20 protein-coding genes are annotated in these 24,703 nt (G+C 72.4%); 8 read left to right on the top strand and 12 right to left on the bottom strand.

The window, feature by feature from the left end; translation table 11 throughout:
• Positions 1 to 268: 268 nt before the first annotated feature.
• The gene (locus tag ABZV34_RS07995) at positions 269 to 3,994 is read left to right on the top strand and encodes an ABC transporter ATP-binding protein (protein ID WP_356272420.1); all 3,726 of its coding nucleotides are present in this window, start codon (positions 269 to 271) and stop codon (positions 3,992 to 3,994) included.
• 11 nt (positions 3,995 to 4,005) lie between these two features.
• Here the strand turns inward: ABZV34_RS07995 and ABZV34_RS07990 are convergent, their stop codons facing one another.
• Complete coding sequence (locus ABZV34_RS07990) at positions 4,006 to 4,527, bottom strand: hypothetical protein (protein WP_356272418.1); 522 nt, start codon at positions 4,525 to 4,527, stop codon at positions 4,006 to 4,008.
• 188 nt (positions 4,528 to 4,715) lie between these two features.
• Between ABZV34_RS07990 and ABZV34_RS07985 the strand changes: the two genes are divergently transcribed.
• Both ABZV34_RS07985 and ABZV34_RS07980 read left to right on the top strand, forming a co-directional pair.
• Positions 4,716 to 5,105, top strand: coding sequence for a hypothetical protein (locus ABZV34_RS07985; RefSeq protein WP_356272417.1), 390 nt, complete (start codon positions 4,716 to 4,718; stop codon positions 5,103 to 5,105).
• Between the two features lie 141 nt (positions 5,106 to 5,246).
• Positions 5,247 to 6,698, top strand: coding sequence for a S28 family serine protease (locus tag ABZV34_RS07980; protein WP_356272415.1), 1,452 nt, complete (start codon positions 5,247 to 5,249; stop codon positions 6,696 to 6,698).
• A gap of 24 nt (positions 6,699 to 6,722) precedes the next feature.
• Here ABZV34_RS07980 and ABZV34_RS07975 read toward each other — a convergent pair whose 3' ends face one another.
• The 3 genes from ABZV34_RS07975 to ABZV34_RS07965 form a co-directional block, all read right to left on the bottom strand.
• The gene (locus ABZV34_RS07975) at positions 6,723 to 7,355 is read right to left on the bottom strand and encodes a hypothetical protein (RefSeq protein WP_356272413.1); all 633 of its coding nucleotides are present in this window, start codon (positions 7,353 to 7,355) and stop codon (positions 6,723 to 6,725) included.
• A gap of 111 nt (positions 7,356 to 7,466) precedes the next feature.
• A complete protein-coding gene (locus tag ABZV34_RS07970) occupies positions 7,467 to 9,299 on the bottom strand; it encodes a glycoside hydrolase family 3 protein (RefSeq protein ID WP_356272411.1) in 1,833 nt (610 codons plus the stop codon).
• Positions 9,300 to 9,630: 331 nt separating this feature from the next.
• Entirely contained in the window at positions 9,631 to 10,548 is a 918-nt protein-coding gene (locus ABZV34_RS07965; RefSeq protein WP_356272409.1) for a LysR family transcriptional regulator, read from the bottom strand.
• 88 nt (positions 10,549 to 10,636) lie between these two features.
• On the opposite strand from ABZV34_RS07965, the gene ABZV34_RS07960 reads away from it, so the two are divergent.
• Entirely contained in the window at positions 10,637 to 11,557 is a 921-nt protein-coding gene (locus ABZV34_RS07960) for an EamA family transporter (protein WP_356272407.1), read from the top strand.
• A gap of 70 nt (positions 11,558 to 11,627) precedes the next feature.
• On the opposite strand, the gene hemC is transcribed toward ABZV34_RS07960, so the two are convergent.
• The 4 genes from hemC to ABZV34_RS07940 all read right to left on the bottom strand — a co-directional run bounded on the left by hemC (position 11,628) and on the right by ABZV34_RS07940 (position 15,937).
• Positions 11,628 to 12,563 carry a hydroxymethylbilane synthase gene (hemC, locus tag ABZV34_RS07955; protein ID WP_356272405.1) on the bottom strand — a complete coding sequence of 312 codons (936 nt, stop codon included), beginning with the start codon at positions 12,561 to 12,563 and terminating at the stop codon, positions 11,628 to 11,630.
• 162 nt (positions 12,564 to 12,725) lie between these two features.
• Positions 12,726 to 14,009, bottom strand: coding sequence for an MFS transporter (locus ABZV34_RS07950; RefSeq protein WP_356272403.1), 1,284 nt, complete (start codon positions 14,007 to 14,009; stop codon positions 12,726 to 12,728).
• Between the two features lie 151 nt (positions 14,010 to 14,160).
• Positions 14,161 to 14,961: a sugar phosphate isomerase/epimerase family protein gene (locus tag ABZV34_RS07945; RefSeq protein ID WP_356272401.1), complete on the bottom strand. Its 801-nt coding sequence runs from the start codon at positions 14,959 to 14,961 to the stop codon at positions 14,161 to 14,163.
• 28 nt (positions 14,962 to 14,989) lie between these two features.
• Positions 14,990 to 15,937, bottom strand: a complete 948-nt coding sequence (locus ABZV34_RS07940) for a bifunctional helix-turn-helix transcriptional regulator/GNAT family N-acetyltransferase (protein WP_356272399.1) — start codon at positions 15,935 to 15,937, stop codon at positions 14,990 to 14,992.
• 401 nt (positions 15,938 to 16,338) lie between these two features.
• Between ABZV34_RS07940 and ABZV34_RS07935 the strand changes: the two genes are divergently transcribed.
• A complete protein-coding gene (locus tag ABZV34_RS07935) occupies positions 16,339 to 17,766 on the top strand; it encodes an alkaline phosphatase family protein (RefSeq protein WP_356272397.1) in 1,428 nt (475 codons plus the stop codon).
• Between the two features lie 273 nt (positions 17,767 to 18,039).
• On the opposite strand, the gene ABZV34_RS07930 is transcribed toward ABZV34_RS07935, so the two are convergent.
• On the bottom strand, positions 18,040 to 19,089 hold the full coding sequence (locus ABZV34_RS07930) for a LacI family DNA-binding transcriptional regulator (RefSeq protein ID WP_356272395.1): 1,050 nt from the start codon (positions 19,087 to 19,089) through the stop codon (positions 18,040 to 18,042).
• 318 nt (positions 19,090 to 19,407) lie between these two features.
• On the opposite strand from ABZV34_RS07930, the gene ABZV34_RS07925 reads away from it, so the two are divergent.
• The 3 genes from ABZV34_RS07925 (at position 19,408) to ABZV34_RS07915 (ending at position 22,609) form a co-directional block, all read left to right on the top strand.
• Positions 19,408 to 20,559, top strand: a complete 1,152-nt coding sequence (locus ABZV34_RS07925) for a Gfo/Idh/MocA family oxidoreductase (RefSeq protein ID WP_356272393.1) — start codon at positions 19,408 to 19,410, stop codon at positions 20,557 to 20,559.
• On the top strand, positions 20,556 to 21,707 hold the full coding sequence (locus ABZV34_RS07920; protein WP_356272391.1) for a dihydrodipicolinate synthase family protein: 1,152 nt from the start codon (positions 20,556 to 20,558) through the stop codon (positions 21,705 to 21,707). Before ABZV34_RS07925 ends, ABZV34_RS07920 begins: the two co-directional genes overlap by 4 nt.
• 104 nt (positions 21,708 to 21,811) lie before the next feature.
• Positions 21,812 to 22,609 carry a sugar phosphate isomerase/epimerase family protein gene (locus ABZV34_RS07915; protein WP_356272389.1) on the top strand — a complete coding sequence of 266 codons (798 nt, stop codon included), beginning with the start codon at positions 21,812 to 21,814 and terminating at the stop codon, positions 22,607 to 22,609.
• 120 nt (positions 22,610 to 22,729) lie between these two features.
• Here ABZV34_RS07915 and ABZV34_RS07910 read toward each other — a convergent pair whose 3' ends face one another.
• The 3 genes from ABZV34_RS07910 to ABZV34_RS07900 all read right to left on the bottom strand — a co-directional run bounded on the left by ABZV34_RS07910 (position 22,730) and on the right by ABZV34_RS07900 (position 24,659).
• On the bottom strand, positions 22,730 to 23,152 hold the full coding sequence (locus tag ABZV34_RS07910) for a DUF937 domain-containing protein (protein WP_356272387.1): 423 nt from the start codon (positions 23,150 to 23,152) through the stop codon (positions 22,730 to 22,732).
• A gap of 221 nt (positions 23,153 to 23,373) precedes the next feature.
• Positions 23,374 to 23,763 (bottom strand): D-ribose pyranase, encoded by a 390-nt coding sequence (gene rbsD, locus ABZV34_RS07905; protein ID WP_356272385.1) that lies wholly within the window; start codon positions 23,761 to 23,763, stop codon positions 23,374 to 23,376.
• Positions 23,760 to 24,659, bottom strand: coding sequence for a ribokinase (locus ABZV34_RS07900; protein ID WP_356272383.1), 900 nt, complete (start codon positions 24,657 to 24,659; stop codon positions 23,760 to 23,762). Before ABZV34_RS07900 ends, rbsD begins: the two co-directional genes overlap by 4 nt.
• Between the last annotated feature and the right edge of the window lie 44 nt (positions 24,660 to 24,703).

Genomic DNA, 24,703 nt, shown 5'->3' with positions numbered 1-24,703 from the left:
CGCCGTGGACCGCGACAGGCCGGTCACTCTCCGTGGACCGGGACCGGGACCGGGACCGGGACGGCCGCCTCGGCCCGCTCCCGGTCGGCGACGGCCACCTGAACGCGCTGCGGACCACCCGTCCGCACCTCCGTCCGCACCTCCGTCCGCACCCCCCGCGCGTGCGTCTGCCACGGACGGTGAGGGAACGATTGTTGCGGAGGGATGAAATCCGCTTCGTTCGGCGTTGGAGTCTTCCGGCGGAGTGAGATCTACGGAAGGCACCGGCGTGGCAGGTCAGCGGGGATGGGCACGGCGACTGGCCGGGTACGCGTGGCGGTACCCGAAGGACGTGCTGCTCGCGCTCGGGTCCGCGCTCGGCGGCATGGCCGTGCTGGCGGTGGTCCCGCTGATCACGAAGGTGATCATCGACGACGTCGTCGGGAACCACACCCGCTCCATGGCCCCCTGGGCGGGCGCGCTGATAGCCGCGGCCGTCGTCGTGTACGTCCTCACCTACATCCGCCGCTACTACGGCGGACGGCTCGCCCTCGACGTCCAGCACGACCTGCGGACCGAGATGTACGACACGATCACCCGGCTCGACGGACGCCGGCAGGACGAGCTGTCCACCGGACAGGTCGTCGGCCGGGCCACCAGCGACCTCCAGCTGATCCAGGGTCTGCTCTTCATGCTCCCGATGACCATCGGGAACGTACTCCTCTTCCTGATCTCGCTCGGGATCATGGCCTGGCTCTCCCTGCCGCTCACCCTGGTCGCGCTGGCCGTCGCCCCCGCCCTGTGGTTCGTCGCCAGGCGCAGCCGCTCCAAGCTGCACCCGGCCACCTGGTACGCGCAGGCGCAGGCCGCCGCCGTGGCGGGTGTCGTGGACGGCGCCGTCAGCGGCGTCCGCGTGGTCAAGGGCTTCGGCCAGGAGGACCAGGAGACCGGGAAGCTCCGGGAGGTCGGCCGACGGCTCTTTGCCGGACGGATGCGGACCATCCGGTTCAACGCCAGGTACACCCCCGCCCTCCAGGCCGTGCCCGCCCTCGGCCAGGTCGCGATGCTCGCGCTGGGCGGCTGGCTCGCCGTACGGGGACAGATCACGCTCGGCACGTTCGTGGCGTTCTCCTCGTACCTCTCCCAGCTCGTCGGGCCCGTGCGGATGCTCGCGGTGGTCCTCACCGTCGGGCAGCAGGCCCGCGCCGGCGCCGAACGCGTGCTCGAACTGATCGACACCGAACCGGCCATCCAGGACGGCACCAAGACCCTCCCGGACGACGCGCCCGCGACCGTCGAGTTCGACGACGTGTCCTTCGCCTACGAAGGCACCTCGAAGAAGCAGGTGCTGAACGGGCTGAGCTTCGAGATCCGGCCCGGCGAGACCCTCGCCGTCGTCGGCTCCTCCGGGTCCGGCAAGTCGACGGTGTCGCTGCTGATGCCCCGCTTCTACGACGTCACGCACGGCGCCGTCCTCGTCGGCGGCCACGACGTCCGCGAGCTCACGCAGGAGTCGCTGCGCGCCGCGATCGGCCTGGTCCCCGAGGACTCCTTCCTCTTCTCCGACACCGTGCGCGCCAACATCGCCTACGGCCGCCCCGACGCCACGCAGGAGGAGATCGAGCGGGCCGCCCGCGCCGCGCAGGCCGACCGCTTCATCACCGAGCTGCCCGCCGGCTACGACACCAAGGTCGGCGAGCACGGCCTGACCCTCTCCGGCGGCCAGCGCCAGCGGGTCGCCCTCGCCCGCGCCATCCTCACCGACCCGCGCCTGCTGGTCCTCGACGACGCCACCTCCGCCGTGGACGCCCGCGTCGAGCACGAGATCCACGAGGCGCTGAAACAGGTCATGGAGGGCCGTACGACCCTGCTGATCGCGCACCGCCGCTCCACCCTCAACCTCGCCGACCGCATCGCCGTCCTCGACGGCGGCCGGCTCGCCGACATCGGCACCCACGAGGAGCTCCAGGACCGCTCCCCGCTCTACCGGCGGCTGCTCACCGACCCGGACGAACTGGGCGGGGTCTCCCCGGGACACGCCCAGCCCGTGGCCGCGGCGGAGAACACCTCGGTACGGGAGGAGCTGGACGCCGAGTTCGACGCCGAGCGCGGTGTCACCCCGCGTCTGTGGACCGGCGACCGCGAGCCCAGGGACAACGCGCTGACGGGCATGCCGGCCACGCCCGAACTGCTCGCCCAGGTCGAGGCGCTGCCCCGGGCCACCGACACCCCGGCCATCGACGAGGCACGCGCGGTCACGCCAGAGGAGTCGTACGGACTGCGCCGGCTGCTGCGCGGCTTCGGGCCCCCGCTCCTGGTGAGCCTCGGCCTGGTCGCCGTCGACGCCGGTATGAGCCTGCTGCTGCCCGTGCTGATCCGGCACGGCATCGACCAGGGCGTCTCCAGGATGGTGTACGGCGCGGTCTGGGCCGCGGCGGGCCTCGCGCTGGTCACCGTGCTCGTCCAGTGGGCGGCACAGATCGGTGAGACGCGGATGACCGGACGGACCGGCGAGCGCGTCCTGTACTCGCTGCGCCTGAAGATCTTCGCGCAGCTCCAGCGCCTGGGACTCGACTACTACGAGCGGGAGCTGACCGGGCGGATCATGACCCGGATGACGACCGACGTCGACGCCCTGTCCACGTTCCTGCAGACCGGCCTCGTCACCGCGTTCGTCTCCGTCGTCACCTTCTTCGGCATCATGGGCGCGCTGCTGGTGATCGACGTCCAGCTCGCGCTGGTCGTGTTCGTGACGCTGCCGCCGCTGGTCGTCGGCACCTTCTTCTTCCGCCGGGCGAGCGTGAAGGCGTACGAACTCGCCCGCGAGCGCGTCTCGGCGGTCAACGCCGACCTCCAGGAGTCCGTCTCGGGGCTGCTGATCCTCCAGGCCTTCCGGCGCGAGGGCTCGGGCCGCCGGCGGTTCGCGGAGGGCAGCGCCGGCTACCGCGCGGCGCGCATCCGCGGCCAGTGGCTGATCTCCGTCTACTTCCCCTTCGTGCAGCTGCTGTCGTCGGTCGCGGCGGCCGCGGTGCTGATGGTGGGCGCGCACCGGGTCGACGCCGGGACGCTGACGACCGGCGCGCTGGTCGCCTACCTCCTCTACATCGACCTGTTCTTCGCCCCCGTGCAGCAGCTCTCCCAGGTCTTCGACGGCTACCAGCAGGCGACGGTGTCGCTGGGCCGCATCCAGGAGCTGCTCCAGGAACCGACGTCGACACAGGCCGCCGCCGAGCCGCTGGAGGTGCTCTCGCTGCGCGGCGACATCGCCTTCGAGGACGTCGGTTTCGCGTACGGCGACGACGAGGAGGCTCTCAGCGGTGTCTCCCTGAGCATCCCGGCCGGCCAGACCGTCGCCTTCGTCGGTGAGACCGGCGCGGGCAAGTCGACGCTGGTGAAGCTGGTCGCCCGCTTCTACGATCCGACGGGCGGGCGGGTCACCGTCGACGGCACCGACCTGCGCGCCCTCGACCTCACCTCGTACCGCCACCGGCTCGGGGTGGTCCCGCAGGAGGCGTACCTCTTCCAGGGGACGGTCCGCGACGCCATCGCCTACGGCCGGCCCGGCGCGACCGACGCCCAGGTGGAGGCCGCCGCCCGCGCGGTCGGCGCGCACGACATGATCGCCACGCTGGACGGCGGCTACCTCCACGAGGTCGCCGAGCGCGGCCGCAACCTCTCCGCGGGCCAGCGCCAGCTGATCGCGCTGGCCCGCGCCGAACTCGTCGACCCCGACGTCCTCCTCCTCGACGAGGCCACGGCCGCGCTCGACCTCGCCACGGAGAGCCTGGTCAACCAGGCCACCGACCGGCTCGCGGGCCGCCGTACGACCCTGGTCGTCGCCCACCGGCTGACCACGGCCGCCCGCGCGGACCGGGTCGTGGTCATGGACCACGGCCGGGTCGCGGAGGACGGCACGCACGACGAACTGCTCCTGCTCGGCGGCCGGTACGCGGAGCTGTGGCGGACCTTCGTGGGGGCGTCGGAGCCGGAGGAGCCGGTCGGCTCCACCGCCTGACGCCCGCCGGCTCAGCCCTTCTGCCGGATGTCGGAGATCTTCTTCGTCGAGAGGTCCGACTGGACGGTCAGATAGGTGTACGTCGGGTGCTGGGCGGAGCCCCAGGTCAGGCGGACGGTCGACCAGGTGTGGCCCGCGCCGCTGTCGCCCGCCGTCACCTTCCAGGCGCGCGGCACGTCCTGGGCGCGCAGGACGCCGTCCGCGTGCTCACGGCCCTCCCACCTGGCCAGCCGGGTGCGCAGGTCCGAGGTCAGATAGAACGAGCGCAGCTGCGGGCCGAGACGGCCGGCGCCCTGGTCGGTCACGGCGTCGACGTAGGCGCCGTAGAAGTCGGCCACCCGGTCGTACGCCGGGCCGTTGACGCCGGCGCGGACGGGCGGGGGAGCGGGGGAACCGGCGAACGCGGGCACGGAGGCCCCGGCCGCGGCGAGGACCGCGGCACCGGCGAACGCGCCGACGGCGGCGCGGGACCGGGACGTGCGGGACCGGGGCGTGCGGGAACGGGGCGACTGGGAACGGGATGTGTGGGACATCGGGTACCACCTTTCGCTTTTCTGACCAGTTGGACACCGGTTAAAGCGGTGCGGTTGCCCCGAAAGCGGAAAAAAACCCGTCCGGGTCACAGGGCGGAGACGCACGGCCGGCCCCGGGCGCACGCAACCGTCCGACATGTGTTCTGCGTCCGTACACCAGTACGCTCAATGGTCGGGGAGGGGCGATTGTGGACAGTGGTGCGATCCGTCGGCGCATGGCGCTCGGTCTGGCTGTACTGACCGCCTCCGGGCTGCTCGCGTTGGTGTGCCCGGGAAGCGCGCAGGCCGCCTCGTACTGCTCGGGACACAAAGTGCGCACGATCCCCTTCGCGACCGGCTCCGTGCAGCTCTACCGGAGCGGCGGTTACGTCTGCGCCGTGACGGTCCCCAAGAAGCAGCAGTCGCAGAAACGGGTGATGTCGGTCAGCGTGCAGGCGCGCGGCAACCGGCCGGTGACCGACGCGGGCCGCTTCTCGCACCACGCCGGCCCGGTCACCGTCCACGCGGGCCATCGCTGCGTCCGTATCAGGGGCTCGGTCGGCTCGGGCTCCGTGAGTTCGGGCTGGATCCTGTGCTGAACAGGGTGGTCCCGGCCGCGGTCGCGGCGATTCTCGGCTGAATCACAGCGAAGTCACAGAGATCCCTCAAGTCCCTCTGGTGTCAGACCAGTTGCTCCGCTAGGTTCCGGCGGACATCTGTGTAACTCCAGGGGAGGGTGCATGCGCAAGGCGCTCAGATGGCTGCTGGCGCTCACGGTGCTCATAGGCACGCTGAGCACGGCCGGGGTGGCCACCGCGGCCCAGCCGGAGGCCACCAACGGCACCAACGGCACCACCACGCAGGACATCAAGGACCGTCTCCTCGCGATACCGGGCATGAGCCTGATCGAGGAGAAGCCGTACACCGGCTACCGCTTCTTCGTCCTCGGCTACACCCAGCCGATCGACCACCGGCACCCGTCCAGGGGAACGTTCCAGCAGCGCATCACGGTGCTGCACAAGGACACCGCGCGCCCGACGGTCTTCTACACCGGCGGCTACAACGTCTCCACGACCCCGAGCCGCCGCGAGCCGACCCAGATCGTGGACGGCAACCAGGTCTCGATGGAGTACCGCTTCTTCACCCCGTCCCGCCCCGAGCCGGCCGACTGGTCGAAGCTCGACATCTGGCAGGCGGCCAGTGACCAGCACCGCATCTTCGAGGCACTCAAGCCGATCTACCGTCAGAGGTGGATCTCGACGGGCGGCTCCAAGGGCGGCATGACCGCCACGTACTACGAGCGCTTCTACCCGCGCGACATGGACGGCGTGGTCGCCTACGTCGCCCCCAACGACGTGGTGAACGACGAGGACTCGGCGTACGACCGCTTCTTCGGGAACGTCGGTACCAAGGAGTGCCGCGACAAACTGGACGCGGTGCAGCGCGAGGCGCTGGTGCGCCGGAAGCCGCTGGAGAAGAAGTACGCCCAGTACGCCGCCGACAACGGCTACACCTTCACCACGATCGGCAGCCTGGACAAGGCGTACGAGGCCGTCGTCCTCGACTACGTGTGGGGCTTCTGGCAGTACAGCCTGCTGGCCGACTGCGCGACGATCCCCGCCGACGCGCCGCACGCCACGGACGACGCGATCTGGGACTCCGTCGACACCATCTCCGGTTTCTCGGCCTACGCCGACCAGGGCCTGGAGACGTACACGCCGTACTACTACCAGGCGGGCACACAGCTCGGCGCGCCCACGATCCACTTCCCGTACATAGAGAAGGGGCTGATCCGCTACGGCTACCAGCCGCCGCGGAACTTCGTGCCGCGCTCCATCCCGATGACGTTCCAGCGGTCGGCGATGCGCGACGTGGACACCTGGGTCGCGCACCACGCCCACCACATGCTGTACGTCTACGGCCAGAACGACCCGTGGGGCGCGGAGCGCTTCCGCCTCGGCAGGGGCGCCCGTGACGCGTACGTCTTCACGGCTCCCGGCCTCAACCACGGTGCCAACGTCGCCGGTCTCGTACCCGACGAGAAGGCGCTCGCGACGGCCCGCATCCTGCGATGGGCCGGTGTCGCCTCCGCGGCCGTCCAGGCCGATCCGTCGGCGGCCCGGCCGCTGGCCGGATTCGACGCGAAGCTCGACCGGCGTGACATCGAACGCGAGCCCGCGCTGCGCCCGTGAGGCACGGCTGCGCCCGCCCGCCGCTCACACCGGGCGGGCGCAGCCCACCGGTCTGCCGCCGCCCAACTGGACGTAGAGGGCCGTGGCGGGCGGGCATGCGGAGCGCTCGGTGACCGCCGAGGTCACCCGGTACTCCGGGGGCTTCCTGCCCTTGCCGTCGCAGGCCGTCTCGCGGACCTGACCGCTGCCCGCGCTGTAGACGCAGTCGCCGACGATCGTGCGGGGGCCTCCGCCGCCTCCCGGGTCGCCGGGGTGCGGGGCCTCCAGCTTGCGCATGCAGGCGTAGCCCTGCGGGACCGCGCTGTCGCCGTTCCCGTCCGCGGCGGCCCGGGTCTCGCTGATGTGCAGGACGAAGTCGGTGGTCGGCGGGCACGGCGGGCCGTCGGTGACCCTGCCGTCGTAGCGGGCGACCACACGGGCGGCGGCCCGTTCGCTGGTGCAGGACACCTCGGTGAAACTGGTCGTCCCGAAGGAACTGCACTCGTCCACCGCGAGGAACACCGCGCCGTAGCCGGAGGGTCCGGCCGACGTCGCCACCGCGCGGGGTCCGGCGCCCTCGGAGTCCGCCCAGTGGCCGCAGCCGGCGAGCGCGGCCATGACCGGCAGCAGCGCGCACAGCACCCCGACGCAACGCCGACCCACCGTGCTGGCTCGCATGTCTTCCCCCCGATACCCCTGCCCAGCGTGACCCGCCGAGGCGGGCACACGCCAGACATCCCGGGTGGTTTGCGTATGTCGGGGATGGTGTGTCCGGTGTGCGACGTAGGGCTAGTACGTCAATCCGTATCCGATCGGATACAGCACCTGAGCAGGGTCGTCCGCCCGCTGGACGGCGACCGGGAGCCTGCCCCGCGGTTTCACCCGGCCGGCGATCACCCGTGCGGCGGCCCGCAGTTCGACGTCCGTCCAGGAGTACGCGGCCAAGTGGGCGTCGGCAGAGGGAAGGTGAGCCACGTCGTACGGATTGCGGATGGCGATCACGACGACCGGCACGCCGGTGGCGGCGAGCCGGTCGACGAGCGTCCGCTGGGAACTCGCCGCCGTGACGTTGTACGTCCCGACGACCACGGCGTCCATTCCCGCGGCGGCCGCGACCGCGCTGTCGATGGCCGCCCCGGTGGGCACCGTCCCCGTGGACAGCGCCGTCGCCGTGAATCCCAGCGCGGTCAGGGCGGTCGCGAGGACGGTGGTGGGCGGGCCGTCGGTGCCCGAGGGCGAGGCGGGGTCCGCGCCCACGACGAGCACGTTCCTGTGCGTACGGCGGGAGAGCGGCAGCAGCCCCCGCTGGTTGACCAGCAGGGTCGTCGTGCGTTCGGCGATCCGGTCGGCCGCCCTGAGGTGGGCCGCGGTGCCGACCGCGCGGTCGACCCCGCCGTCGCTGACGTACGGGTTCTCCAGCAGCCCGAGTCTCGCCTTGAGGCGCAGGACGCGCAGGAGCGACTCGTCGAGGCGGGCCTCGGTCAGCTCGCCGCCGCGCACCGCGTCGAGCACGGCGTGCCAGGCGACGTCGATGGACGGCGGGTTGAGGAGCTGGTCGACGCCGGCCTTGAGGGCCAGCACGGGGACGCGGTCGTCGCCGTACTTCGTCCGCACGCCCTCCATGCCGAGCGCGTCCGTCACCACGACACCGTCGTAACCGAGTTCCCCGCGCAGGATGCCGGTGAGGATCGGACGGGAGAGCGTGGCCGGGTCGCCGGCCGGGTCGAGCGCCGGGACCATGATGTGGGCGGTCATGATCGAGTCGATGCCGGCCCGGATCGCGGCCCGGAAGGGCACGGCGTCGAGGTCCGACCACAGCTCACGGCTGTGCGTGATGACCGGGAAGCCGAAATGGCTGTCCACGGCCGTGTCGCCGTGCCCCGGGAAGTGCTTGGACGTGGCGGCCACGCCCGCGCCGCGGTATCCCTCCACCTCGGCCGTCACCATCCGGGCCACCGCGTCCGGGTCGGCGCCGAAGGAGCGCACGCCGATGACCGGGTTGGCCGGGTTGACGTTCACGTCGGCGACCGGGGAGTAGTCCTGCCGGATGCCGAGCGCGCGCAGTTCGGTCCCGCCGAGCCGTCCCACCGTGCGGGCGTCCTCCCGCGAGCGGCCCGCGCCCAGCGCCATCGCGCCGGGGAAGAGCGTCGCGGGCTTGCCGACCCTGGCCACTATGCCGTGTTCCTGGTCGGTGGAGATCAGCACGGGCAGGCCGCGCGGCTGGGCCAGGGAGACCTGCTGGATGCCGTTGGACAGAGCCGCGATCTGGTGCGGGTCGCGGGTGTTGTGGGCCCAGGTGAAGTAGATGATGCCGCCGACGCGGTAGCGGGCGATCAGCTCGGCGGCCGTTCTGACGCCGAGTTCCGCGAGGTTGGCGTCGATGTCGGCCTGGTCGGGGGCGGTGGCCGAGTGGCCGTACACCCGCATCACGAAGAGCTGGCCGACCTTCTCCTCCAGCGTCATACGGGAGATCAGGGCGCGGAGTGACGTCTCGTCATGGTGGCCCCCGGCGGCTCGGGCGGGAACCGTGCCCAGGGCGAGGGCGGCGGTGCTTCCGGCGGTGGCGGCGAGAACCGTACGTCTGGACGGTTGTGCGGTGCTTCCCGTGCTGGAGTCGCGCACGAGCGCTCCTTCCCTCGTGAAGGAAACTTCCGAGGAGCCACGAATATCCTGGAAGTTTCTTCCAGTCAAGAGTGTGCACAGTAGCCGGACAGGGGCCGTCACCGGCGCAGTTGGAGGGGGGCGCGCCGGTGACGGCGGGCTGCCGGCCGCAGGCGGCGGAAGGGTGGTCAGCGATCGCAGCCAGCAGCGAGGCCGACACCGCACTGCGGAGACTCGTGCGGCAGCGTGCGGATTGGACGAGCCGGTGCCGGTCCGGGTTCCCCGATTCCGGCTGATCGGCGAAGTCGGTACGGGAGTGCCGGGCGGGTCCGGTGAGGCGCCGAGGCGCTGTTCACGGGGCGTCGTGCCGGGACGCCGAGGCCCAGTGGGACCGGAGCGTACGGACCGTCTCCGCGATGGCCGGACGCCGCGCCGCGCCGGTGCGCCACAACGCGTACAGCCGCCGTACGGGCATCGGGTCGAGCGGCACCTCCACCACCCCGTCGGGAAGCGCGCCCCGCCCGAGCCGGGGGATGAGCGCGACCCCGAGCCCGGCCGCGACCAGGGCGACGAGGGTCGGGTTCTCGTCCGCCTGGTGGACGATGTGCGGCTCGCAGCCCGCCGCACGCAGGGTCCGCACCAGCCAGTCGTGGCACACCCGTCCGGGCGGCTGGCAGATCCATCGCTCGCCGGCCAGCTCCTCCCGCCGCACCGACACCCGCCCGGCGAGGGGATGCCCGGCGGGCACGAGGAGGTCGCAGAGGTCGTCCCCGATCACCGCCCGCTCCACCCCCGGCGGGGCGGGGAGCCGCGCGATGTCCCAGTCGTGCGCGACGGCCACGTCGACGGCGCCCTTGGCGACCAGGTCCACGGAGAGATGCGGGTCGACCTCGGTGAGCCGGGTGTCGAGGGCCGGATGCCGGACGGCCAGATCGGCCAGTACGGCGGGCAGCAGCCCGCGTGCCGCACTGGCGAACGCGGCGAGGTCCAGCCGGCCCGCGGGCACCCCGCGCCGCTCCTCGAGTTCGGTCTCGGCCCGCTCCACGATGGCCATCAACTGCTGTGCCGTGGAGACCAGTTGAAGGGCCTGCTCGGTGAGCCGCACACCGCGTCCACGCCGTTCGAGCAGTACGGTCCTGGTCTCCCGCTCCAACTTGGCGATCTGCTGGGACACGGCGGAGGGCGTGTACCCGAGCGCGGCCGCGGCGGCACCGACCGTGCCGTGCACGGAGACGGCGTGCAGGGCGCGCAGCCGCTGGAGATCGAGCACGACCCGCCCCTTTCAACAGGAATGCTTCATCCAACCATGCAGCAGGATTCGCTGGTGCTTAACGGTTCACGGGCGTGATCCTCGACCCATGCGACCTGCCCACCTCTGTCTCGCCGTCCTCGTCGCCGCCGTCTGGGGCGTGAATTTCACCGTCGTCGAGATCGGCCTCGGCCACTTCCCGCCCCTCCTCTTCTCGGCACTGCGCTTCCTGGTGGCCGCGCTGCCCGCGGTGTTCTTCGTGGGGCGGCCCAAGGTCGCGTGGAAGTGGATCGTGGCGGTGGGACTGGTCCTGGGCGTCGCCAAGTTCGGACTGCTCTTCATCGGCATGGACGCCGGGATGCCGGCCGGCCTGTCGTCCCTCGTCCTTCAGATCCAGGCGGTCTTCACGGCGCTCATCGCCCATGTCGTCCTGGGTGAACGGCCCACCGGCGTCCGGCTCGCGGGTATGGCGGTGGCGCTGTGCGGCGTGGGCCTGGCCGCGGTGGACGAGGGTGCCGGCGGCCCGCTCGGCGCCTTCGCGCTGGTGATCGCGGCGGCCGCCTGCTGGGGCGTGTCCAACGTCCTCACCCGCAAGGCGTCCCCGCCCGACTCCCTCAACTTCATGGTGTGGGTGAGCACCGTCCCCGTACTGCCGCTGCTGGGCCTCTCGCTGCTGACGGAGGGCCCGGCCCGAGACCTCGACGCGCTGCGGGACCTCGACTGGCGGGGCGCCGGAATCGTGGTCTACGTCGCCTGGATCACGACCGTCCTCGGCTTCGGGGCGTGGGGCTGGCTGCTGCACCGCCACCCCGCGTCCACGGTCGCGCCCTTCTCCCTCCTGGTCCCGGTCTTCGGCATGTCGTCGGCGGCCCTGTTCCTGGGCGAGCCGATCGGCCCACTGCGCTGGGGAGCGGCGGCGCTGCTGGTGGGAGGGGTGGCCCTGACCTCGTCGGCATCCTCGCGGACGGTCCCCGCGTCGGTCCGTCCGCCGGACGGACCGACGCGGGACCGGATCGGGGAGCCGGCATGAGTTCCCGGCCTTCCGGGACGGGAGAGCCGGTCCCGCCCCGGGGAACTCCCTCCCGGGGCGGGACCGCCCGTCAGTGCGGGATGCCGTCGATCAGTTCGCGGGCTCCCTGGCGCAGCAGGGCGACGGCGACCGACGTGCCGAGGGTCGCGGCGTCGAGACGGCCCGCCCACTCGTGCGCGTGCAGGACCGTCTTGCCGTCCGGAGTGAACACGCAGGCGCGCAGCGACAGTTCGCCACCGCGGTCGACCTTCGCGTAGCCCGCGATCGGTGAGTTGCAGTGGCCCTGCAGGACATGCAGGAACATGCGCTCCGCGGTGGCCTCGCGGTGTGTGTCCGGGTCGCCGAGGTCGCTGACCGTCTCGATCACGTCCGTGTCGCCCTCGCGGCACTGGAGGGCGAGGATGCCCGCGCCGATCGGCGGCATCATCGTCTCGGGCGACAGGATCTCGCTGATCACGTCCGCGCGGCCGATGCGTTCGAGCCCGGACACCGCGAGCAGCAGCGCGTCCGCCTCACCCGCCGCCAGCTTCTCCAGCCTGCGGTTGGCGTTGCCCCGGAACGGCACACACTCCAGGTGCGGGTGCGAGGCGGCGAGCTGTGCGACGCGCCGCACGGAGGAGGTGCCGATCCGGGTACCTTGCGGCAGCTCGTCGAGGGTGAGCCCGGCGGGGTGGATCAGCGCGTCGCGGATGTCGTCCCGGGCCAGGAAGGCGGCGAACATCGTTCCCGCGGGCAGCGGGCGGTCCGCGGGGATGTCCTTCACACAGTGCACCGCGAGATCGGCCTCGCCCGCCAGCAGCGCCGCGTCGACCTCCTTGGTGAACGCGCCCTTGCCCTCGACCTTGGACAGGTCGCCCATCCACTTGTCGCCGGTCGTCTTGACCGGGACGACCTCGGTGCGGATCTCAGGGTGGAGCGCGCTCAACTCGGCGCGTACGCGCTCCACTTGGGCCAAGGCCATGGGGGAGTCGCGGGAGACGATACGGATCAGTTCCGGGGCCGACATGCCGCCCACGATAGCCGGTTTGCCGGGGGTGGGTGGGGGGTAAGGCGATCGCCCCAGGTGGTGGCGCGGAATGGGTGGGGGTGGTTCGCGGGTGCGGGTGCGGGTGCGGGTGCGGGTGCGGGCGCGGGTGCGGGTGTCGCGGTGGGGTGCGGTGCCGGGTGCTCAGCCGTTGGCCGGTTCAACGGGGGGCTCGGCGGCCGGAGCACCGGTCGGCCCGGAGTCGGTGTCCTTCGCGTCCCGCAGCTCGGCCGTACTCGCGCCGACGGCCACGACCGCGAGCACACAGAGCAGCCCGCCGCTGACCAGGGAGGTCGTACCGGAGGTCCAGCCGGCCACCAGGCCCCCGCGCAGGCTCCCCAGGTTGGGGCCCGCCTGGCCGACGATCTGTTCGGCCGCGGTGACCCGGCCGAGCAGCGCGTCCGGTGTGCGCGTCTGGACGATGGTGCTGCGGGAGATGACGGACACGGTGTCGGCGGCACCCGCCAGCACCAGCAGCCCGAGACCGGTCCATGGGTTCGTCGTCAGACCGAAGAGGGCGAGGGCGATGCCCCAGGCGGCGGCGCCGCACAGCATCACCGGACCCGGGTGGGAGAGCCGGGTGAGGGAACCCGACAGGGCCGAGGCGCCGACGCCGCCGATCGCGAGCGCCGACAGGAAGAGGCCGAGCGTGCGCGGGTCGCCGCCGAACCGTTCGGCGTTGATCAGCGGGAACAGGCTCATCGGCATCGACAGCACGGTCACGGCCAGGTCGGTGAGCAGGGCGCCGCGCACCACCCGGTGGACCGCCAGGAACGCCAGCCCGTCCAGCACACCGCGCAGCCCGGCCCGCGACTGCTCGCCCTCGGGCGGCAGCGGCGGCAGTCCGAACGCGGCGTAGAAGGAGAAGCCGAAGCTGACCGCGTCCACCAGGTAGCAGACGCTCACGCCTCCCCAGCCCAGGACGAGACCCCCGAGCGCCGGGCCCGCCAGCAGCATCGCCTGGAAGGAGATCCGGTTGAGGGCCAGCCCGGCCGCCACCTGGTCCTTGGCCAGCAGTCGCGGTACGAACGTGGCCGCCGCCGGACCGCCGACCGCGCCGACGGCGGACTGCGCCGCGACCAGGGCGAGCACCACCGGCACCGGCGGGTGTCCGGCGAGGGCCTGCACCGCCAGCAGCGCGGAACAGACCGCCTCGCCCGCCGTGGAGGCCAGGTACAGCCGCCGCCGGTCGCCGCGGTCCACCAGCGAACCGGCGAACAGCCCGAACGCGATCAGCGGCAGCGCCTGCGCCAGGCCGACCGCACCGGTCCACACCGTGCTGTGCGTGGACTGCCAGACCTGGTACATGACGGCGATCATCGTCATCATGCTGCCGAGCACGGAGGCCGTCCGGCCGATCAGCAGCCGACGGAAGACGGGGGAGGTCCGCAGCGGCCGGACGTCGATCAAGATGCGCGTCAGGCCCACGGGGTGGCCCGGATCCGGGCGGGACGGTGCTCGGTCACCGGCGGAGCTAACCACTGACCCCGTGCCTGTGCCACTCAGTTGTTCCCGCGCCCTCGTGCTCCGGTCCGCACGGGGCGGCCGGTGCCGGGTCCGGAGGGGGCGCGGCCTGGGCCTACGCGGACGCGTTCAGCAGACGCCCGAGGTGGTCGCGGCCCGGACCCAGCAGTTCCGGAAGCGGCGCGGCGGCCTCGTACCACCGCTTCTCGTACTCCCAGCACAGCCAGCCGTCCCAGCCCTCCCGGGAGAGCAGCTCCACACACTCCGCGAGCGGCAGAACACCGGCACCCAGCGGGAGCGGGGCGGTGTCCTCGGCGGAGGCGATGTCCTTGACCTGCACATAGCCGAGATACGTGCACAGGGCCGCGTACGTCGACGGCGGCTCCTCGCCGCCGAGCCAGGTGTGCATGACGTCCCACAGCGCGCCCACGTGGTGGTGGCCGACCAGGCCCAGGATCCGCATCGCGTCCGCGCCGGTGCGGTGCGAGTCGTGGGTCTCCAGCAGGATGCGTACGCCCACGTCGGCGGCGTACTCCGCGGCCGTGCCGAGCCGTCGCGCCGCCGTCGCGTCGGCCTCCTCGACGCTCTGTCCGGAAATCGCGCCCGGGAAGACACGGACGAAGGGGGCCGACAGGTCCCGCGCCAGGTCGAGGAGTCCGCGGATCTCGGCGACGACGGGGGCGTCGTCGCCGGGCGCCGCCACCCGCGTGTACCCGGCCAGACCCATGATCTCGACACCGCCCGCCTCGAACGCGGCGGCCACCTCGGCCCGCTCGGCCGGCCCGAGCCCGGGGTGCACCGGCTCCTCGGGGTGCGCGCGCAGCTCCACGCCGTGATAGCCGTGCGTGGCGGCGAGTCGTACGACGTCGGGGACGGGGAGCGAGGGCACGCCGAGGGTGGAGAAGGCCAGCTTCATGGACCGGGACCCTACCCGGCACCGCGGATCATCCGCGGGAGACGTGCAGACCGAGCCGCCAGTCCTGGCCGACGAGATCCACACCGAAGGAACGGTGCGGTTTCTCGGCCACGAGGGAGAAACCGTGGCGCCGGTAGACGTGGCGGGCCGCGGTCAGGACGTCGTTGGTCCACAGGACGAGGTCCCGGTAGCCCCCGTCCCGTGCGAAACCGACGACCGCCTCGACCAGCCGGTCGCCGATGCCGAGGCCGCGGGCGTCCGGCTCGACGAGGAGCAGACGCAGCCGGGCCGTTCCCGGGGCGTCGTCCCGTACGCACATCACGCCTCCCACCGGCCGTCCGGCCAGCTCGGCGATCCAGACCCGCTCCAGGTGCGGATCGTGGTCCTCGGCGAAGTCCGCGACGATGCGGGCGACCAGGCCCTCGTAGTCGGTGTTCCAGCCGTATTCGGCGGCGTACAGCGCGGCGTTGCGCTGCACGATCCAGCCGAGGTCGCCGGGGACGGGCTCACGCAGCACGACGTCCTCGCGGTGACCGTGCGCGCTCGGGGCGGGGCGGCCGGAGGACAGGAGCGTGCGCACCGTGCGCATCGCCTCGGCGAGGCGGGGGCGGTCGTCGGCCGGGACGGTCGCCAGCAGGGCCCCGACGGACTCCCGCGAGCGTTCGTCCAGGACGGCCGCGGTCTCCCGGCCGCGCTGCGTGAGCGTGATCCGGCGGCGGCGCGGGTCACGCTCCGAGGGGGTCCGTTCTATCAGTCCGTCCTGCTCGAACTTGCCCAGGATCCGGCTCAAGTACCCCGAGTCCAGCGACAGTTCGCCACGAAGGTCGGCGGCGTCGGTGTGCGGGGAGTGGGCGAGCTCGTACAGCACGCGTGACTCGGTGAGGCTGTACGGGGCGTAGAGGTGGCGGCCGTAGTCGAGTGCGCCGATGACGTTCGTGTAGAAGCGGTTGAAGGAGCGGATGTCCTGGACGGTCATGGTCAACCCCGGATGTCGGCTCTGATGTCGGCTCTGGGCGGTCGGTGCGGAGGGACGGGGCGCGGTGGCGGGGGCTGTGCCGGGGCCCTTGCGGGGGCAGTTGACTCAGTCAGAGGTACGCGTCGAGCGTACGGGGGTGGACGAGGCGGAGTCCACGGGGCGGGCGTGCCCGGCGGTCGTGGAGCCCACGTGAAGGCGGCCAAGCTCCGGCAACGGCCGGGCGACCATCCGGTGACCCGGGTCATGGCTTGGCCAACCCCTTTCCGCGCGTTGTCCACAAGTTCACCGCGCGCCTCTGCCAACCCTCGAGAACCCCTAGGAGAGTGAAACGGCGGGGGCGCCCCGGCGCGTCCCCGTGGTTCGACTCCGGAGAGCTGACGAAGTCTCAAGAAGGGGCATCCATGACCGAGTTGACACGTCGCAGACTCCTTGGCTCGGCCGCCGGCGCGCTGGGCGGCGCCGCGGCACTCTCCCTCCTCCCGCCGAGCGTCCAGAAGGCCGTCGCGGCCGGACCGCCCCGGCGCGGATCGCTCCGCGACATCGAGCACGTCGTCATGCTGATGCAGGAGAACCGGTCCTTCGACCACTACTTCGGCACGCTGTCGGGCGTCCGGGGTTTCGCCGACCCCCACGCGCTGAAGCTCGACACCGGCCGGTCGGTCTTCTACCAGCCCGACGCCGTGAACCCCAAGGGGTACCTGCTCCCCTTCCACCTCGACACCCACACGTCCAGCGCCCAGGCCATCCCCTCCACGAGCCACGCGTGGGCGGTGCAGCACGAGGCGTGGAACGGCGGCAGGATGGACCGGTGGCTGCCGGCGCACCGCAAGGCGGACGGGGCGAACGGTCCGTACGTGATGGGGTACTACACGCGCGAGGACATCCCGTTCCAGTTCGCGCTCGCCGAGACGTTCACCATCTGCGACAACTACTTCTGCTCGGTGTTCGGGCCCACCTGGCCCAACCGGCTCTACTGGATGACGGGGACGATCGACCCGGGCGGGACGCGGGGCGGCCCGGTCCTCGTCAACAAGGCGCCGACGCCGTACCGGTGGACCACGTACGCCGAGCGGCTGCAGGCGGCCGGGGTCAGCTGGAAGGTGTACCAGCAGGACGACGACTACGGCTGCAACATGCTGGAGCAGTTCGCGAACTTCCGCGCCGCGCAGCCCGGATCCGACCTGTACGAGCGGGGGGTGCGGCCGCAGCCGGAGGGGACCTTCGAGGACGACGCCCGCAACGACCGGCTGCCGGCGGTGTCGTGGATCATGCCGACCAGCTACCAGTCGGAGCACCCGGACTATCTGCCCGCGGCGGGCGCGGATTTCGTCGCCTCGAAGATCGAGGCGATCGCGTCGAACCCGAAGGTGTGGCGGAAGACGGCGTTCATCCTCAACTACGACGAGAACGACGGCCTGTTCGACCACGTACCGCCGCCCACGCCGGCGGCGGGGACGACCGACGAGTTCGTGCAGGGGCTGCCGATCGGGGGTGGTTTCCGGGTGCCCGCGATCATCGTCTCGCCGTGGACGGTGGGGGGCTGGGTGGCGACGGAGTCGTTCGACCACACGTCGGCGCTGCAGTTCCTGGAGCGGTTCACGGGGGTCGAGGAGCCCAACGTCAGCGACTGGCGCCGGTCGGCGTTCGGTGACCTCACGTCCGCGTTCCGTTTCTCCCACTCCCGTCCGCGTGCGCCGCGGCTGCCGGACGACACGGCGGAGCAGTTGGAGAAGGCGAAGGAGGAGGTGGCGACGCTGCCGAAGCCGATACTTCCCGGTGCCGACCAGTCCTTCCCGCACCAGGAGCGGGGGCGCCGACCGCACGTGTGAGCGGCTGCCGGTGCCCTTGGCGGGGGCGGTTGGCTGTCGGTGGTGGGCGGGTCGGGCATGCGAGCCGCTGCTGTTCTCCCGGCGCGGGCCCGCATCTCCAGCCTGTCCGGCGTTTGAGGACGAGCCCCTTGGGCGATGCGGGGGTCCAGGGGGCGCAGCCCCTTGGAGGGGGCCTGGGGGCGGAGCCCCAGGTACGGGATGGGTCGGGTAGGGGCGGCGGGGGCGAGGAACCGTTTGGACGGTGGGCGGCGCCCGGCAGGAGGACGGGGCGCCTCAACCCTTGGGCACCCCGGTGGACCCCCGCACCATCAACTCCCCCCGCACCGTGGTGATCCCCCCGGGCGGAGCCTCTTCACGGCCCATCGCGACCCGCCCCGCCCGCGCCCCCGCCTCCGACAACGGCAACCGCACCGTCGTCAGCGCGGGCACCACGTCGACACTGAACGGCAGATCGTCGAACCCGGCGACCGACACATCGTCCGGGATACGCAACCCCGCGTCCCGCAACGCCGCACACGCGCCGAGCGCGACGGTGTCGTTCGCGGCGACGACAGCCGTCAGACCCGGCTCCCTGCGCAGGAGCTCGACCGTCGCCTCGTACCCGGAGCGACGGTCGTAGCGTCCGTGCACGGTCCACCGCGGATCGTCCTCGATCCCGTGCGCGGCGAGCGCGGCCCGGTGCCCCTCCAGCCGGTGCCGGGTCGTGGTCCGCTCCTCGGGCCCGGCGATGTACCCCATCCGCCGATGCCCGAGTCCGATCAGATGCTCGGTGAGCCGCTGCCCGCCACCCCGGTTGTCGAAGGTGAGCGCGATCGCCTCGGGGGCGTCCGGCGCGGGCGGCCGTCCGCACAGGACCACCTGCGTCCCCGCCTCGCCGAGCTTGCGCAGCTTCGCCGCGACCGCCGCCGCGTGCGGCGCGTCCTCGACGGCGCCCCCGGTCAGCACGACCGCCGCGGCGCGCTGCCGCTGAAGCAGCGTGAGGTACGTCAGCTCGCGCTCCGCGACGCCACCGGTGTTGCACACCACCCCGAGCCGCTCGCCGCCCGCACGCCCCCCGGGCCCCCCGATCTCCGACTGGATCGCGGCCGCCATGATCCCGAAGAACGGGTCGGCGATGTCGTTGACCAGGATCCCGACCAGGTCGGAGGTGGCGGCGGCCAGTGAACTGGCGGGTCCGTTCAGTACGTAGTCCAGGTCGTCCACCGCGCGCAGCACCCGCTCGCGCGTGGACGCCGCGACGGGATAGTTCCCGTTCAGCACCCGGGACACGGTCGCGGGCGAGACCTGCGCCCGTGCCGCCACGTCCGCCAGGGTCACGGTCATCTCGTCGTCCTCCGGTCGCGCGTCTCGTGGTCGTCGTGCCGCACACGGGCGGGTGCGAGGAGCCGGGGCGCTGAGGCGCACGGTCGTGCGTCGCGCACACCCGCCCCCGCACCCGTGTACGCCCGCCACGTGCGGGTCCATCCGATCGTGCCCGCGCCCTCAAGTCCAGACGTCCGGCCGGTCGAACATCTCGCCATCCACGTGGTCTTGTCCGATCGGCTGGGCAGAGGCTAGCTTCTTCCTTGGTTAGAAAGCGCTTGCTGTCACGCTCGTCAGTGGGGCGTACACGGCGCGGAACCCGCGTACGAAGGGGAAGACGTGACACGCAAGACGGTGCGTATCGCCATGAACGGCGTGACGGGGCGCATGGGCCATCGCCAGCACCTCGTCCGCTCGATCCTCGCCCTGCGCGACCAGGGCGGTCTGGATCTGGGCGACGGCACGACGCTGTGGCCCGAGCCGGTCCTCGTCGGCCGCCGCGAGCACGCCCTGAGGACGCTCGCCGAGCGGTACGGGCTGGAGCACTGGTCGACGGACCTGGACGCGGTCCTCGCCGACCCCGCTGTCGACCTCTACTTCGACGCGCAGGTCACCTCCGCCCGCGAGGAGGCCATCCGGAAAGCCGTCGCGGCCGGGAAGCACGTCTACACCGAGAAGCCGACCGCCACCGGCCTCGACGGCGCCCTGGAACTGGCCCGGCTCGCCCACGCGAAGGGCGTCAAGCACGGGGTCGTGCAGGACAAGCTGTTCCTCCCGGGGCTGCTGAAGCTCAAGCGCCTGATCGACGGCGGCTTCTTCGGGCGGATCCTGTCCGTGCGGGGCGAGTTCGGCTACTGGGTCTTCGAGGGCGACTGGCAGCCAGCCCAGCGTCCCTCCTGGAACTACCGCGCCGAGGACGGCGGCGGCATCGTCGTCGACATGTTCCCGCACTGGGAGTACGTCCTGCACGAGCTCTTCGGCCGGGTCACCTCCGTCCAGGCACTCACCGCCACCCACGTCCCGCAGCGGTGGGACGAGCAGGGCAAGCCGTACGACGCCACGGCCGACGACGCCGCGTACGGCGTCTTCGAGCTGGAGGGCGGTGCCGTCGCCCAGATCAACTCCTCCTGGGCCGTACGTGTCGACCGTGACGAACTGGTCGAGTTCCAGGTGGACGGGACGGAGGGCTCGGCTGTCGCCGGGCTGCGCAACTGCCGTGTCCAGCACCGGTCCGCCACCCCCAAGCCGGTGTGGAACCCCGACATCCCGGCCGCCTACTCCTTCCGCGGCCAATGGCAGGAGGTCCCCGACAACGCCGAGTTCGACAACGGTTTCAAAGCGCAGTGGGAGCTGTTCCTGCGGCACGTCTACGCCGACGCGCCCTACCGCTGGGACCTGCTGGCCGGCGCTCGCGGCGTCCAGCTCGCCGAACTGGGCCTGAAGTCCTCGGCCGAGGGCCGCCGTCTCGACGTACCGGAGATCTCGCTGTGACCGTGCGACTGCCGGACCCGTCGGGCGGGGTGAGGCTGTACGAGCCGCGCGCCGAGCCCCTCTCCCTCACCACAGGGGCGCCCTTCACCTCCCGTACGGTCTTCTCGGCGGCGCATGTCGTCGCCGACCCGTACGCCGACGTGTCCCCCGACTCGCCCGCCGCCGTCGACTGGGACGCCACCCTCGCCTTCCGCCGCCACCTGTGGTCCCACGGCCTCGGTGTCGCCGAGGCGATGGACACCGCGCAGCGCGGGATGGGCCTGGACTGGGCGGGCGCGGCCGAACTCATCCGCCGGTCGGCGGCGGAGGCGAAGGCGGCCGGCGGCCGGATCGCCTGCGGGGTGGGGACCGACCAGATCACCGCCGGCTCCCTCGCGGAGGTCCGCGCCGCCTACGAGGAGCAGCTCGCGCTCGTCGAGGAGACCGGCGCGCAGGCCGTCCTGATGGCCTCGCGGGCCCTGGCCGCCGCCGCGCGGGGCCCCGAGGACTACCTCGACGTCTACGGGCATCTCCTGCGCCAGGCCTCCCGGCCGGTGATCCTGCACTGGCTGGGCCCGATGTTCGACCCGGCGCTGGAGGGCTACTGGGGGTCCAGCGACCTGGACGCGGCGACGGACGCCCTCCTGGAGGTGGTCGAGGCCCGTCCCGGCAAGGTCGACGGCATCAAGGTCTCCCTCCTCGACGCCCGGCGCGAGGTCGGCCTGCGTCGCAGGCTCCCGCACGGGGTCCGCTGCTACACGGGTGACGACTTCCACTACCCCGAGCTGATCGCGGGCGACGAACAGGGCTTCAGTCATGCCCTGTTGGGCGTCTTCGACCCGCTGGGACCGCTGGCGGCCGAGGCGGTGCGGGTACTCGACACGGGTGACGTGAAGGGATTCCGCGAACTGCTCGATCCCACCGTCGAGCTGTCCCGTCACCTCTTCCAGGCTCCGACCCGCTTCTACAAGACGGGAGTTGTCCTCCTGGCGTGGCTCGCCGGACACCAGGGGCACTTCACGATGGTGGGCGGCCTGCAGTCGGCACGTTCCCTCCCGCACCTCGGGCGCGCGTACGAACTGGCCGACGGGCTGGGTCTGTTCCCGGACCCGGCCCTGGCGGAGACCCGGATGAAGAACCTGCTGGCGGTGCACGGAGTGGATCAGTGAGCCCGGTCGGTCCGGTCGGTCCGGTCGGTCCGGTGAGCCCGGCGACCCCGGTGAGTCCGCCGGGCCCGGCGGGCAACGCCCTCGAGCGGTTCAGCATCAACCAGATGACCGTGAGGCAGCTGACGATGCCCGAACTGGTCGCCGCCTGCGTCGAGTCGGGCGTCCCCGGCGTGGGGCTCTGGCGGGAGCCCGTCCGGTCCTACGGCGTCGAGGCCACCGCCAGGCTCGTGCGTGACGCGGGGCTGTCGGTGACGACGCTGTGCCGCGGAGGGTTCCTCACGGCGCTCGAGCCCGCCGAGCGGGCCCGCGCCCTGGACGACAACCGCGCGGCGGTCGACGAGGCCGCGACGCTCGGCACCGGCACACTGGTGCTGGTCTCCGGCGGCCTCCCGGCCGGGTCGAAGGATCTGCGCGGCGCCCGTGAACGCGTCGCCGACGCGCTGGCGGAACTGGGACCGTACGCCGCCGGGCGCGGCGTACGTCTGGCCGTCGAACCCCTCCACCCGATGTACGCCGCCGACCGCTGCGTCGTCTCCACCCTCGCCCAGGCCCTGGACCTCGCGGAACGATTTCCCGCCGACCAGGTGGGCGTCACCGTCGACACCTACCACGTCTGGTGGGACGACACCGCGCCCGCCCAGATCGCCCGCGCGGGGGCGTCCGGGCGTATCCACAGCTTCCAACTCGCCGACTGGACGACCCCGTTGCCCGAGGGAGTTCTGAACGGCCGCGGCCAGATCGGCGACGGAGCCGTCGACATGCGGGAGTGGCGGGGATATGTCGAGGCGGCGGGCTACGCCGGTCCCATCGAGGTCGAGCTGTTCAACGACGGGCTGTGGGCCCGCGACGGGCGGGAGGTGCTGGCGGAGACGGTGGCGCGGTTCGTGGAGCATGCCGGGTAGCGGGTAGCGGGTAGCGGGTAGCGGGTAGCGGGTAGCGGTGCCGGGTGCCGGGTGCCGGGCGTCGGGTGGCTGCGCGGGGCGGCGTCGTCGTCCCCGTCCCCGTCCCCGTCCGTGCGGAGGCTACTTCCGCGTTCCGCGGGCGGCCCGCTTCGTCAGGACCGACAACAGCACCGGGATCACCAGTTCGATCACCCGGGCCACCGTCGCCGGAGGCAGCCCCGTCTTCCTGGCGACCGCGTTCGCGACCGGCCTGCTGATGCGGGCGAGCAGTCCGCCCATCAGGCCGCCGGAACCCATGCCGCCCAGGCCGCCCAGGGTGGCCACACCGCTCAGCGGGGCCTCCTGCGCCTCGGCGTAGGCCTGCTGGACCTCGCCCGGATCCGTGACCGCACGGTCCTGGATGCCTCCCGAGAATTCCGACACCGTGGTGCCGACGACCTCGCGCGCTCCGGCCGCGTCCGTGCCGAGCAGACCCGCGATCTCCTGGAGCCCGGCGTCGTCGAGCGCGTCGAGCACATCCTGCTGGAGTGGCTCCTCGTTCATGCCGCAAACGCTACGTGCACCCCGGTCGGTCGGCACGCCGAAAAAAATCCCGGAAGTCCGTACAACCCTCCCCGCACCTGGCGGGTCGTACGTGGCATCAGGACTTCTGGAGGGGGATCCGGGGGGATCGCGGGGGTTCTGATGCGGAGGGGAACCCGAGGGGGCCCGGTCGACGGACCGGGCCCCCTCGAAACGTCCCGGCAGCCCCCGGACACCGGCGTCTAGAAGAACACCCCGCACCGCAGCAGCACGTTCGCGTACGGCCGTGCCTCTCCCGTGCGGACGATCAGCCGCGCGCCCGCCGACAGCGACTTCAGTTCCTCGTGCGGGACCAGTTCCAGCGTGGGAAAGCGGGCGGTCAGCAGTGCGGAGGCCTCCGGGTTCGCCCCGTGGACCTCGCGCGCGGCGATGGCGCCCTCCACCACCAGCTCCGCCAGCAGCCCGTCGAGCACCTCGGCGAACGACGGCACCCCGGCCCGGAAGGCCAGGTCCACGACGCGCGGCCCCTCCGGTATCGGCATACCCGCGTCGCACACCAGCACCCCGTGCCCATGGCCCAGTTCGGCCAGGGCGCCCGCGAGATGGCGGTTCAGAATTCCGGCTCTCTTCACAACGACTCGACCTCCTCGGCGGTCGGGAAGGACTCCTGGGCACCGGGCCGGGTGACGGCGACGGCACCCACCCGGGCCGCGTAGGCGGCGGCCACGGACAGCGGCTCACCGAGCCCCAGCCGCCAGGCCAGCGCCGCGGTGAACGAGTCCCCCGCGCCTGTCGTGTCCACGGTCTCCACCCGCACGGACGGCACCCGCGCGGTTCCGTCCGCGTCCGCCACCAGCGCGCCCCGCGCGCCCAGCGTGACGACCACCGAGCGCGGGCCGAGGGCGAGCAGGGCCGTCGCCCAGTCCTCGGGCTCCGGGCCCGCACCGTCGCCCAGCACCACCCGGGCCTCGTGCTCGTTCACGATCAACGGGTCGCAGGCCGCCAGCACCTCGGCGGGCAGCGGCCGGGGCGGCGACGGATTCAGCACGAAACGACTGCCCGGCGCGAGTGTCCGTACGACCTCCACGACCGTCTCCAGGGGGATCTCCAGCTGAGCCGAGACCACCCGGGAGGCCCGCACGAGACGCGTGGCCGCCCGGACGTCCTGCGGTGTCAGCCGGCCGTTCGCGCCCGGTGAGACCACGATGCTGTTGTCCCCGGACGGGTCCACCGTGATCAGCGCCACGCCGGTGGGCGCTCCGCCGACGAGCACGCCCGCGGTGTCGACGCCGGCCGCCCGCTGCGAGTCGAGCAGCAGCCGGCCATGAGCGTCGTCGCCGACCCGGGCCAGCAGGGCCGTACGGGCCCCGAGACGGGCGGCGGCGACCGACTGGTTGGCGCCCTTGCCGCCGGGGTGGACGACGAGGTCGGAGCCGAGCACCGTCTCGCCGGCCGCGGGCCGCCGCTCGACCCCGATCACCAGGTCCGCGTTGGCCGAGCCCACGACCAGCAGGTCGTAGTCGTACATGAAGTGTCTCCCTGTGTAGCTGAGGTGAGTCGGGGCGGCCGGTC

Source organism: Streptomyces sp. NPDC005195 (assembly GCF_040608315.1).
GTDB classification, from domain to species: domain Bacteria; phylum Actinomycetota; class Actinomycetes; order Streptomycetales; family Streptomycetaceae; genus Streptomyces; species Streptomyces kaempferi.
Note: the sequence above shows the minus strand (reverse complement) of the source record. Positions and strands in the feature narration are given on the sequence as shown.

Bases quoted from the DNA above. Each gene is read 5' to 3' on its own strand.
- ABZV34_RS07900 (WP_356272383.1), bottom strand. From the start codon at position 24,659: ATGTACGACTACGACCTGCTGGTCGTGGGCTCGGCCAACGCGGACCTG.
- ABZV34_RS07940 (WP_356272399.1), bottom strand. From the start codon at position 15,937: ATGACCGTCCAGGACATCCGCTCCTTCAACCGCTTCTACACGAACGTC.
- ABZV34_RS07960 (WP_356272407.1), top strand. From the start codon at position 10,637: ATGCGACCTGCCCACCTCTGTCTCGCCGTCCTCGTCGCCGCCGTCTGG.
- ABZV34_RS07975 (WP_356272413.1), bottom strand. From the start codon at position 7,355: ATGCGAGCCAGCACGGTGGGTCGGCGTTGCGTCGGGGTGCTGTGCGCG.
- ABZV34_RS07935 (WP_356272397.1), top strand. From the start codon at position 16,339: ATGACCGAGTTGACACGTCGCAGACTCCTTGGCTCGGCCGCCGGCGCG.
- ABZV34_RS07945 (WP_356272401.1), bottom strand. From the start codon at position 14,961: ATGAAGCTGGCCTTCTCCACCCTCGGCGTGCCCTCGCTCCCCGTCCCC.
- ABZV34_RS07990 (WP_356272418.1), bottom strand. From the start codon at position 4,527: ATGTCCCACACATCCCGTTCCCAGTCGCCCCGTTCCCGCACGCCCCGG.
- ABZV34_RS07930 (WP_356272395.1), bottom strand. From the start codon at position 19,089: ATGACCGTGACCCTGGCGGACGTGGCGGCACGGGCGCAGGTCTCGCCC.
- ABZV34_RS07910 (WP_356272387.1), bottom strand. From the start codon at position 23,152: ATGAACGAGGAGCCACTCCAGCAGGATGTGCTCGACGCGCTCGACGAC.
- ABZV34_RS07980 (WP_356272415.1), top strand. From the start codon at position 5,247: ATGCGCAAGGCGCTCAGATGGCTGCTGGCGCTCACGGTGCTCATAGGC.
- hemC (WP_356272405.1), bottom strand. From the start codon at position 12,563: ATGTCGGCCCCGGAACTGATCCGTATCGTCTCCCGCGACTCCCCCATG.
- ABZV34_RS07915 (WP_356272389.1), top strand. From the start codon at position 21,812: ATGACCGTGAGGCAGCTGACGATGCCCGAACTGGTCGCCGCCTGCGTC.